The sequence below is a fragment of the Micromonospora sp. genome (genome assembly GCF_048594385.1).
Taxonomy (GTDB): Bacteria; Actinomycetota; Actinomycetes; order Mycobacteriales; family Micromonosporaceae; genus Micromonospora; species Micromonospora wenchangensis.
In genome coordinates, this window is sequence record NZ_JBMDWU010000471.1 from 1 (window position 1) to 10,074 (window position 10,074).

Consider the following 10,074-nt stretch of genomic DNA (forward strand, 5'->3'; position numbering starts at 1 on the left):
CTACAAACGACAAACGCCCGGCCACCGCTTTCGCGGTCGCCGGGCGATTGCCCTGCTAGATGGCGGTGGTGAAGGGATTTGAACCCTTGGAGGGCGTAAACCCTCACACGCTTTCGAGGCGTGCTCCTTAGGCCACTCGGACACGCCACCGCCGACGAGGGTACAGGAACACCGGTTCGGATGCCGCACCGGTATCCCCCGGGCCGGCCTGGCAGGATCTTTGCCATGAGTACGCACATCGGCGCGAAGCCGGGCGAGATCGCCGAGCGGGTCCTGATGCCGGGCGACCCGCTGCGGGCCAAGTGGATCGCGGAGACCTACCTCGAGGGTGCCACCTGCTACTCGACGGTGCGGGGCATGCTGGGCTTCACCGGGCGGTGGAACGGCGTGGACGTCTCCGTCCAGGGCTCCGGCATGGGCATGCCGTCCGCGTCCATCTACGCCCACGAGCTGATCAACGAGTACGGCGTGAAGACGCTGGTCCGGGTCGGTTCCTGCGGCGCGCTCACCGAGGACCTGCAGCTCCGGGACGTGATCGCGGCGATCGGGTCGTCGACCGACTCGAACATGAACCGGATGCGCTTCGACGGGCTGATCGACTACGCCCCGGTGGCCGACTTCGGGTTGCTGCGTACCTCGGTCGAGGTGGCCGAGCGGCGCGGCATCACCATGCACGTCGGCCCGATCCTCGCCGCCGACGCCTTCTACACCGACCGGCCCGACCTGTACGACACCCTCGCCGACTACGGGGTGCTGGCGGTGGAGATGGAGTCGGCCGCGCTCTACACGATCGCCGCCCGGTTCAAGGCCCGCGCCCTGACCCTGCTGACGGTCAGCGACCACATCAAGACCGGCGCGAAGACCACCGCCCAGGAGCGTGAGCAGACCTTCGGTCAGATGGTCGAGATCGCCCTGGACACCGTTGCCGCTTCCTGACCGTCGCCTCGACGGCTCGCAGCGGGGCCGATGTTGCGGTGTCCCCGCCCGGCGATACCGCAACATCAGCCCCGTCACCCAAACCCAACCCCGCCCCGCCCCGTTGACCCGGCCCCGGGGTCAGCGGAAGAAGGCGCGCAGGACGGCGGCGTTCTCGGTCTCCAGGACCCCGGCATACACCTCGGGGCGGTGGTTGAGCCGGCGGTCGCGCAGGACGTCCCAGAGCGAGCCGGCCGCCCCGGTCTTGGGCTCCCAGGCGCCGAAGACGACGGTCGAGATCCGGGCCAGCACCAGCGCGCCCGCGCACATCGTGCACGGCTCCAGGGTGACCACCAGCGTGCAGTCGTCCAGCCGCCACCGGCCCGTCCGCGCGGCGGCCCGGCGCAGCGCGAGCACCTCGGCGTGTGCGGTCGGGTCCCCGGTCAGTTCCCGTTCGTTGCGTCCGACGGCCAGTTCGGTGCCGTCCGGGCCGTAGACCACCGCCCCCACCGGCACGTCGTCGACCGTCGCCGCGGCATCGTCGCGGCCGGCGGGCAGGTCCGGGCCGGTGACGGCGATCTCCAGGGCGCGGCGCATCCACCGTTCGTGCCGCTGCCGGCGACCGGCGGAATCCTGCGCGGCCAGTCCCTCGGTCGCCCCGGGACCGACCCGCCCGGCCGCGCCGGGTGTCGGCTGCCCCGGCCGTACGGTGCCCAGGGCGGGATCGGTGGCGTCGAGCGGCCCGGCGGCACCGGGCGAACCCGGGCCGACTCCGGCCCCGGACGACCCTGCCGTGGCGTCGCCGACGTGCGGAGGGTCAGACCTCACGCAGCTCTTCGACCTCGTCGGCGCAGCCGAGCACCTGGCACACCTCGGCGGTCACGTCGGCCGGGAGCATGCCCTCGTGGGCGCAGAGCTTGAGCAGGCGCTGGGCGGAGATGCCCAGGTCGGCGAGGAGGTCGGCGTCGCCGACCGGGTCGGCCTCCGGGTCGACGACCGGCTGCTCGCTGTCCTCGTCGCCGCCACCGGCGGTGGCCGACGGCGGCTCGTCGACGTCGTCGAGGCCGGTGACCGACGTCTTGAGGTCGCCGACGAGCAGCGCGCCCAGCCGGGACTCCTCGGCGTACGCCGAGTCGGAGCCGAAGACCCGCAGGTCCTCCCCCTCGTCGAGGCGCAGCACCACCAGGTACGCGTCGTCGGCCTCGACGAAGAGCAGCGACACGTCGGCGTCGGGTTCGACATCGCGCAGCCGGTCGGCGACCTCGTCGATGTCGGTGGCCCCGCGCAGGTTCACCTCGGCGGCGTTCCAGCCGCCCTCGTCGCGCACCACGGCGGCAGCGAAGTACGACATGGTTCCCCCAAAAGGCCTCGGCACAGCCGACTCGTTACGCGTGCACGTTAACCGGTCGGGTCGGCAGCCGACCGCTCAACGCCCCGAAGGGCCGGCAATCCGGGGAAAGTTCGTCAGCCGGCGACGCGGCGACGGGTCGCGATGAGCTGACGCAGCCGTTCGGTGCGTTCCCGCTGCGGCCGTTCCCGCTGGCGTACCGAGCGGGCGCCCGCCAGCTCGGCGAGAATCTGGAGGCGGCGACGGCTCCGCTCGGAGTCGAGCCGCGGGGTGTTCCAGGCCATACCGAAGAGCGTCCTCAGTCACAGCGGGTACGTCAAGATGGTGCAGCAAACGAAGCCGCACGACGACGCAGCGTCACCACATCGGCCAGTCCGCGCTGACCGCCCACCGCACCACGACCACCGCGAATGCGATGCTCCAGCCACCGGCGGTGACGATGGCCACACCCGCACCGGCCCCCCGGTCGCCGAAGCGAACCAGGGCGAACGCGACGAGCCAGGCGAGCGCGCCGGCGATCACCGTCCACCAGGCGTAGCTGCCGACGTCGTGGCCGAGCAGCCCGAAGAGCACCAGCCAGGCGGCGGCGAGGGCACCACCTGCGGCCACCGCCGCGCCGGTGACGGGGTGTGGTTCCCGCCAGGTCGGCCGGCGGGGCGGACCGGCGGGGAAGAGCCCCGAGGCGGCGTACGGGACGCGTCCGGGCTGGTGGTTCGTCATGGTCACTGCTCCCCCTCCGGCCGGCCGGAACCCGTCGCACCGTCGTCGGCCGGGATCGGGTCGGCGGGCCGTTCCGGGGGCCGTCGTCGGCCGGATGCCGCTGTCGGTGCGACCTCCACGGTAGCCGTCTGTCAGGATGTCCGAATGTCCCTGCTGCGTCCCGACCCACGGCGCACCCGTCCGGCGTACCCCGTGCTACTGCTCGTGGCGGCGGTGCTGGCGGGGTGCGGCACGGACGAGCCGGTCGCGGGCCCGGTCTGGGACGGCCCGTCGGCGGTGGCGACGGGCGACCAGCCGGCGACCCCGACGGCCCCGGCCGGCAGCCCGTCGGGCAGCCCGGCTCCGAGCGTGACGCCGTCGGCCACGCCGGATGCGGCGGCCCTGCGCCGGGTCTTTCCGGTGCGGGCGGGCAACGTCGCCTACCATCCGACGCACTCGGGGTATCCGGGCACCGACATCTTCGCCGACTGTGGTGAGCCGGTGGTGGCGGTCACCGACGGGACGGTCCTGGAGGTGAGCCGGGTGGACCGGTTCCGTAAGAAGGGGCCGTTGGGGCCGTACAACGGCGGCCTGTCGGTGTCGTTGCTGGGTGACGACGGGGTGCGGTACTACGGGTCGCACCTGAGCGTGGTCAGCCCGGGGATCGAGGCCGGGGTCCGGGTGCGTTCCGGGCAGCAGCTCGGCGAGGTGGGTCGGACGGGGAACGCGAACAACGTCTGTCACCTGCACTTCGGGTTGTCGCCGAAGTGCACCGGGCACGACGACTGGTGGATCCGGCGGGGCGTGGTGTGGCCGGCGAAGTACCTGGACTCCTGGCGGGGCAAGGGCAACCGGTCGCCGGTGGCGGCGGTGACCGCCTGGGAGCGTGAGCACGGCTGCCCGCGCGCGCCGCGCGGCTCCTCCGGCGCAGGCTGACCGGGGGTCGGCGGCGGCGTCATCGGCCGTACGCATTGACGTAGGTATTACTCGTCGGTTAACGTCCGATGCAGAGAGAGCGCTCTCTCGACCCATGAAACCCTCTAATTCCGACGAACCGCGCGCAGTTGGCCCACCCGCCCCGCGCGGAGGAGGCACGATGACACCTCCCGTCCCCCGCCGCCGCGCCCCCTGGGTGCTCGCCGCCACCACCGCCCTGACCGTCCTCGTCGGCGGCCTCACCCTCACCACCGCCGACTCCCCCGCCGAGGCGGCCACCGTCGGTGCCGGCAGCTACACCACCGACCCGGTCGGCCCGCTGCCCGCCGGCTGCGGCGCCATGTCCACCAACCCCCGCCAGTACGCCACCGCGAACGCCCCCGCCGGGCCGGTGCCCACCAACGACTGGTGGTCGTCGCTGCTGTGGAAGAAGACGAACTGCTCCTACAGCGAACCGCTGCACGCCCACCCGGTGTCCTACCAGACGTTCACCGACGGGCTCGGCTTCTCGGCACCGTCGGCGGCCACCGTCAGCGGCACCGCGACCGGGGTGGGCGAGTTCAAGTACACCTACACCGAGGACATCCGGGTCGGCGTGGCCGCGCTCGGCGCACCCGTGGTGAAGGTCGACGACTGGACGGACTGGACGGTCACCCCGTACTGGAGTGACGGGGCCCGGACCCTGCGCGCCACCATCGGTCACGGGCTGCCGTTCGCCTACTTCCAGGCCAGCGGCGGTGACGCCCAGATCAACCCGACCGGCGGCGCGGCCACCGTCTGGTCCAACAGCGGCGCCACCATCGGCTTCACCGTCCGGGGCCACGACTACGTCGGGTACGCCCCGACGGGCGCGACCTGGACCGTCACCAACGGACGGATCACCTCCGGCCTGGCCGGCAAGGGCTACTTCTCGATCGCCCTGCTGCCGCCCACCGCCGACGCCACCGCCCGCGCCTCACTCGCCACGAGCTACGGCCGGTACGCCCACGCACACGTCACCGGCACCCGGGTCGGCTACACCTACGACCCGGCGACCAGCGCGGTGACCACCACGTACTCGTTCACCACCACCGCCCGGGAGGGCACCGCCACGCAGACGGTGGTGAGCCTCTACCCGCACCAGTGGAAGGCGCTCACCGGCAGCACCCCGCTCACCCAGACCTACCCGTCGGCGCGCGGCCGGATGAAGGTGCTCACCGGGGTGGCCTCCTTCCGCACCGCGATGAAGTTCCACGGGGTGCTGCCCGAGGTCCCCGCCGTGGCCACCGGCTCCGGCACCGACCTGGCCCAGCTCAAGGAGCAGCTCGCCGCCGTCCGGGGCAACCCGATGGACCAGCGCGGCGGGGACACCTACTGGACCGGCAAGGGACTCGGCCGAGCCGCCCGGATCGCCGAGATCGCCGACCAGGTCGGTGACACCGAGACCCGCAACGCGGCGCTGGCCGCCATCCGCGGCACCCTGACCGACTGGTTCACCGCCACGCCGGGCAAGGCCGCGAAGGTCTTCTACTACGACCGCAACTGGGGCACCCTGATCGGCTACCCGGCGTCGTACGGGTCCGACCAGGAACTCAACGACCACCACTTCCACTACGGGTACTTCATCGCGGCGGCGGCGACGCTTGCCAAGTTCGACCCGGCATGGGCCGCCCAGAGCCAGTACGGCGGCATGGTCGACCTGCTCATCCGGGACGCCAACAACTACCAGCGCTCCGACACCCGCTTCCCCTACCTGCGGGACTTCGACATCTACGCCGGGCACGACTGGGCCTCCGGGCACGGCTCGTTCAACGCCGGCAACAACCAGGAGTCCTCGTCGGAGGGGATGAACTTCGCCAACGCCCTGATCCAGTGGGGTCAGGCCACCGGCAACACCGCCGTCCGCGACGCGGGCGTGTTCATCTACACCACCCAGGCCGCCGCCATCCAGGAGTACTGGTTCGACGTCGACGACGAGAACTACCCGGCGGCGTTCGGGCACTCCACCGTCGGCATGGTCTGGGGCGACGGCGGGGCGTACGCGACCTGGTTCAGCGCCGAGCCGGAGATGATCCAGGGCATCAACATGCTCCCCGTCACCGGCGGCCACCTCTACCTCGGCTACCGGCCGGCGTACAACAAGGCGAACTACGCCGAACTGGTCCGCAACAACGGCGGCGAACCCACCGTGTGGCAGGACATCCTCTGGCAGTTCCTCGCCCTCGGTGACCCGGACGCGGCGCTGGCCAAGCTGCGCGCCAACCCCGGTTACACCCCGGAGGAGGGCGAGAGCCGGGCGCACACCTTCCACTGGATCCGCAACCTCGCCGCGCTCGGCCAGGTCGACACCACGGTCACCGCCAGCCACCCGCTGGCCGCCGTGTTCAGCCGCAACGGCGCACGCACCTATGTGGCCAGCAACATCACCGCCGCGCCGCTGACCGTGCGGTTCTCCGACGGGACCAGTCTCACCGTGGCCGCCGGGAAGACCGCCACGACCGGGGCGTACACCTGGAGCGGCGGCAACGCGGCGGGCGGCACCAACCCGAGCCCGACGCCGACCACGTCCCCGACGACGTCGCCCACCCCCACCCCGACCCCGACCGGGCCGTCGCCGACCCCGACCAGCCCGACCCCGCCGCCGACCACCCCGCCGGCCGGCTCGCCGACCCGGTTCCTGCTGCCCGGTGGCGGGCTCGGTTCCGCCGGCAGCGCGGCGACGACCACCGTCCCCGGCTCCGGGGGCGCGAACCACGACGGCACCCCCAGCAACCCGGTGGTGTTCACCGCGACCCGGCTCAACCTCGCCTACACCGGGGGCCAGACCGGGTTCGACCTGTTCCTCGATGCCGGCCAGTCGGTCGGCAACGGGGTGCAGGCCCGGGTCTCCTACGACCTGACCGGGGACGGAACCTTCGACCGGGTGGAGACGTACCGGTACTTCGCCACCGACCCGGTGCCCGGCTACGAGCACTACACGCAGAACGCCGGCCTGCAGTCGGCCACCGGCACGCTGGGCAACCTCTCCGGCGGCACGGTGAAGGTGGAGGTGTGGTCGGCGATCGGCGTCAACCCGTCCACCCTCGGCACCGGCAACCAGTCGGTGGTGAAGCTGCCGTACTCCTGATCCGCCTCCCCCGCGTACACCCCGCGCCGCCGGTCGTCCCCCCACCCGCGGCGCGGGCGCGTAGGTTGCCATCCATGAGCGCCAGAGACCCCGTCGCCGACCTGCGCCGGATCGCGTTCCTGCTGGAGCGGGCCAACGAGGCCACCTACCGGGTACGCGCGTTCCGCTCGGCGGCGACCGCCCTGGCCGCGCTGCCGGCGGCGGAACTGGCCGAGCGGACCCGGGCCGGCACGCTCACCGACCTGCCCGGGGTCGGCGACGTGACCGCCCGCTGCGTCACCGAGTCGTTGGCCGGCGAGGAACCGGTCTACCTGCGCCGGCTGGTCGCCACCGAGGGCGTCGACCTGGACGAGGCGGCCGGCGCGTTGCGGGCCGCGCTGCGCGGCGACTGCCACACCCACTCGGACTGGTCCGACGGCGGGTCACCGATCGAGGAGATGGCGCTCGCCGCGGTCGAACTCGGCCACGAGTACGTGGTGCTGACCGACCACTCGCCCCGGCTGACGGTGGCCCGGGGCCTCACCGCCGACCGGCTGCGCCGGCAGCTCGACCACGTGGCGGCGGTGAACGCGGCGCTGCCCGAGGGGTTCCGCATCCTCACCGGGATCGAGGTGGACATCCTCGCCGACGGCACCCTCGACCAGGACGAGGAGCTGCTGGCCCGGCTCGACGTGGTGGTCGGTTCGGTGCACAGCGGCCTGCGCGACGAGCGGGCCCGGATGACCCGCCGGATGCTCACCGCGATCGCCAACCCGCACCTGGACATCCTCGGCCACTGCACCGGGCGGATGGTGTCGTCCCGGCCCGCCGGGGTGACCGGCCCGGGTGACAAGGGGCACCGGGCGCGGACCCGCGCCGAGAGCGACTTCGACGCGGACGCGGTCTTCGCCGCCTGCGCCGAACACGACGTGGCCGTGGAGATCAACTCCCGGCCGGAGCGGCAGGACCCGCCGAAGCGGCTGATCCGCCGGGCCCTGGAGGCCGGCTGCCGGTTCGCCATCGACACCGACGCGCACGCCCCCGGGCAGCTCGACTGGCAGCGGTTCGGCTGCGTGCGGGCCGCGTTGTGCGGCGTCCCCGCCGACCGGGTGGTCAACACCTGGCCGGCGGACCGCCTGCTCGACTGGACCCGCGCCCGCGCCTCGGGATGATCAACTCTTCTGGGGCGATGTTGCGGTATCCCCTGGGCTCGGATAGCGCAACGACGGCTCCGGCGTGCCGTTCACCCCGGGCCCGGCAAACACACTCGACAACCGGCCCCGACGGTCACGTAGGGTCGCAGCGTGGGACGAATCGATGACCTCGCGAACCGGTACGTGGCCGACTGGGCGCAACTGAGCCCGACCGGCGCCACCTACGTCGGCATCGCCGGCTACGACGACCAGCTCGACGACCTCTCGCCCGCCGGTTACGAGGCACGGGCCGAACTGACCCGGCGCACCCTCACCGACCTGGACGTGACCGAGCCGGAGTCCGAGGCGGAACGGACCGCCAAGGAGGCGATGCAGGAGCGCCTGGGGCTGGAGCTGGCCCGGCACGACGCGGGCGAGATCACCAGCGAGGTGAACGTCATCGCCAGCGGCCTGCACGAGATCCGGATGGTCTTCGACCTGATGCCCACCGAGGGTGAGCAGGGCCGGGCCGCCGTCGCCGCCCGGCTCAACCGGTTCGCCGCCACCCTGGAGGGCTACAAGACCACGCTGCGTGAGGCCGCCGCCGCCGGCCGGGTCAGCTCCAAGGTGCAGCTGACCGAGGTGGCCAAGCAGTGCGACACCTGGACGGACCCGCACGGCGACAACTTCTTCCACGGGCTGGTGCAGCGGCTGGACGCCGACGGCACGCTCGGTGCCGAGCTGCGCCGGGGCGCGGCGGCGGCGACCGCGGCGACCGCCGAGTTCGGCCAGTTCCTGCGTACCGAGCTGGTTCCGCTGGGGCGGGACAAGCAGGCCGTCGGCCGGGAACGGTACGAGCTGGCCTCGCAGTACTTCCTCGGCGCGAAGGTCGACCTCGACGAGACGTACGCCTGGGGGTTCGCGGAGCTGGCCCGGTTGGAGGCCGAGATGCGGATGGTGTCGGGCCGGATCGCCGGCCCGGGTGCCACCATCGACGAGGCGGTGGCCGTGCTGGACGCCGACCCGGCGCGCACCATCCAGGGCAAGGAGGCGTTCCGGGACTGGATGCAGGCACTGGCCGACAAGGCGATCAACGAGCTGCACGGCACCCACTTCGACATCCCCGAGCAGGTCCGGCGGATCGAGTGCTGCCTCGCCCCGACCAGCGACGGGGCGATCTACTACACCGGGCCGAGCGAGGACTTCTCCCGCCCGGGGCGGATGTGGTGGGCGGTGCCCCAGGGCGTCACCGACTTCTCCACCTGGCGCGAGGTGACCACCGTCTACCACGAGGGCGTCCCCGGCCACCACCTCCAGGTCGCGCAGACCGCCGTCCGGGCGGAGCTGCTCAACCGCTGGCAGCGGCTGCTGTGCTGGGTCTCCGGCCACGGCGAGGGCTGGGCGCTCTACTCCGAGCGGCTGATGGACGAGCTGGGCTACCTGGAGGACCCGGGCGACAAGCTCGGCATGCTCGACGGGCAGGCGTTCCGGGCGGCCCGGGTGATCCTCGACATCGGCATGCACCTGGAGCTGGAGATCCCCCGGGACAACCCGTTCGGCTTCCACCCGGGTGAGCGGTGGACGCCGGAGCTGGGCTGGGAGTTCATGCGGGCGCACTGCCGGGTGCCGGACGAGAACCTGCGCTTCGAGCTGAACCGCTACCTGGGCTGGCCGGGGCAGGCGCCGTCGTACAAGGTGGGCGAGCGGATCTGGCTGCAGGCCCGGGAGGAGGCGATGGCCCGCAAGGGCGCCGACTTCGACCTGAAGGAGTTCCACCGGCAGGCGCTCGACCTGGGTGCGCTCGGGCTCGACCCGCTGCGCCGGGCCCTGGCCCGGCTCTGATCCGCACCGCCGGTCGGCGGGCGTGACGGGTGGTCGGGGGCGGGGGGGAGGCCCCCCCCCCCACACCCCGGGGGGGGGGCCCGGGGGAGGAGCGGGTAAAACCCCCGGCCGGTCGG

The 10,074-nt window shown here is 72.8% G+C and carries 9 protein-coding genes and 1 tRNA gene; 5 read left to right on the forward strand and 5 right to left on the reverse strand.

Annotation, left to right across the window (positions count from 1 at the left end; genetic code table 11):
* Nucleotides 1–60: 60 nt before the first annotated feature.
* Nucleotides 61–150: transfer RNA gene (locus tag ACOJTC_RS25570), tRNA-Ser, on the reverse strand.
* A gap of 75 nt (nucleotides 151–225) precedes the next feature.
* Here ACOJTC_RS25570 and deoD point away from each other — a divergent pair.
* On the forward strand, nucleotides 226–936 hold the full coding sequence (gene deoD, locus ACOJTC_RS25575; protein ID WP_363658442.1) for a purine-nucleoside phosphorylase: 711 nt from the start codon (nucleotides 226–228) through the stop codon (nucleotides 934–936).
* A 120-nt stretch (nucleotides 937–1,056) separates the two neighbouring features.
* On the opposite strand, the gene ACOJTC_RS25580 is transcribed toward deoD, so the two are convergent.
* The 4 genes from ACOJTC_RS25580 to ACOJTC_RS25595 all read right to left on the reverse strand — a co-directional run bounded on the left by ACOJTC_RS25580 (nucleotide 1,057) and on the right by ACOJTC_RS25595 (nucleotide 2,983).
* The gene (locus ACOJTC_RS25580; protein WP_420118805.1) at nucleotides 1,057–1,512 is read right to left on the reverse strand and encodes a nucleoside deaminase; all 456 of its coding nucleotides are present in this window, start codon (nucleotides 1,510–1,512) and stop codon (nucleotides 1,057–1,059) included.
* A gap of 220 nt (nucleotides 1,513–1,732) precedes the next feature.
* Nucleotides 1,733–2,266 (reverse strand): tRNA adenosine deaminase-associated protein, encoded by a 534-nt coding sequence (locus ACOJTC_RS25585; protein WP_204926981.1) that lies wholly within the window; start codon nucleotides 2,264–2,266, stop codon nucleotides 1,733–1,735.
* 113 nt (nucleotides 2,267–2,379) lie between these two features.
* Complete coding sequence (locus ACOJTC_RS25590) at nucleotides 2,380–2,547, reverse strand: hypothetical protein (RefSeq protein WP_204926980.1); 168 nt, start codon at nucleotides 2,545–2,547, stop codon at nucleotides 2,380–2,382.
* Between the two features lie 73 nt (nucleotides 2,548–2,620).
* Nucleotides 2,621–2,983: a hypothetical protein gene (locus ACOJTC_RS25595; protein WP_420118802.1), complete on the reverse strand. Its 363-nt coding sequence runs from the start codon at nucleotides 2,981–2,983 to the stop codon at nucleotides 2,621–2,623.
* 144 nt (nucleotides 2,984–3,127) lie between these two features.
* On the opposite strand from ACOJTC_RS25595, the gene ACOJTC_RS25600 reads away from it, so the two are divergent.
* From ACOJTC_RS25600 to ACOJTC_RS25615, 4 genes are all read left to right on the forward strand, one after another.
* On the forward strand, nucleotides 3,128–3,898 hold the full coding sequence (locus ACOJTC_RS25600) for a M23 family metallopeptidase (protein WP_377684606.1): 771 nt from the start codon (nucleotides 3,128–3,130) through the stop codon (nucleotides 3,896–3,898).
* 160 nt (nucleotides 3,899–4,058) lie between these two features.
* Nucleotides 4,059–7,004, forward strand: a complete 2,946-nt coding sequence (locus tag ACOJTC_RS25605; RefSeq protein ID WP_420118803.1) for a glycosyl hydrolase — start codon at nucleotides 4,059–4,061, stop codon at nucleotides 7,002–7,004.
* A gap of 74 nt (nucleotides 7,005–7,078) precedes the next feature.
* Complete coding sequence (locus ACOJTC_RS25610; RefSeq protein ID WP_420118804.1) at nucleotides 7,079–8,155, forward strand: PHP domain-containing protein; 1,077 nt, start codon at nucleotides 7,079–7,081, stop codon at nucleotides 8,153–8,155.
* A gap of 132 nt (nucleotides 8,156–8,287) precedes the next feature.
* A complete protein-coding gene (locus ACOJTC_RS25615) occupies nucleotides 8,288–9,958 on the forward strand; it encodes a DUF885 domain-containing protein (RefSeq protein WP_204926975.1) in 1,671 nt (556 codons plus the stop codon).
* The last annotated feature ends 116 nt before the right edge of the window (nucleotides 9,959–10,074 follow it).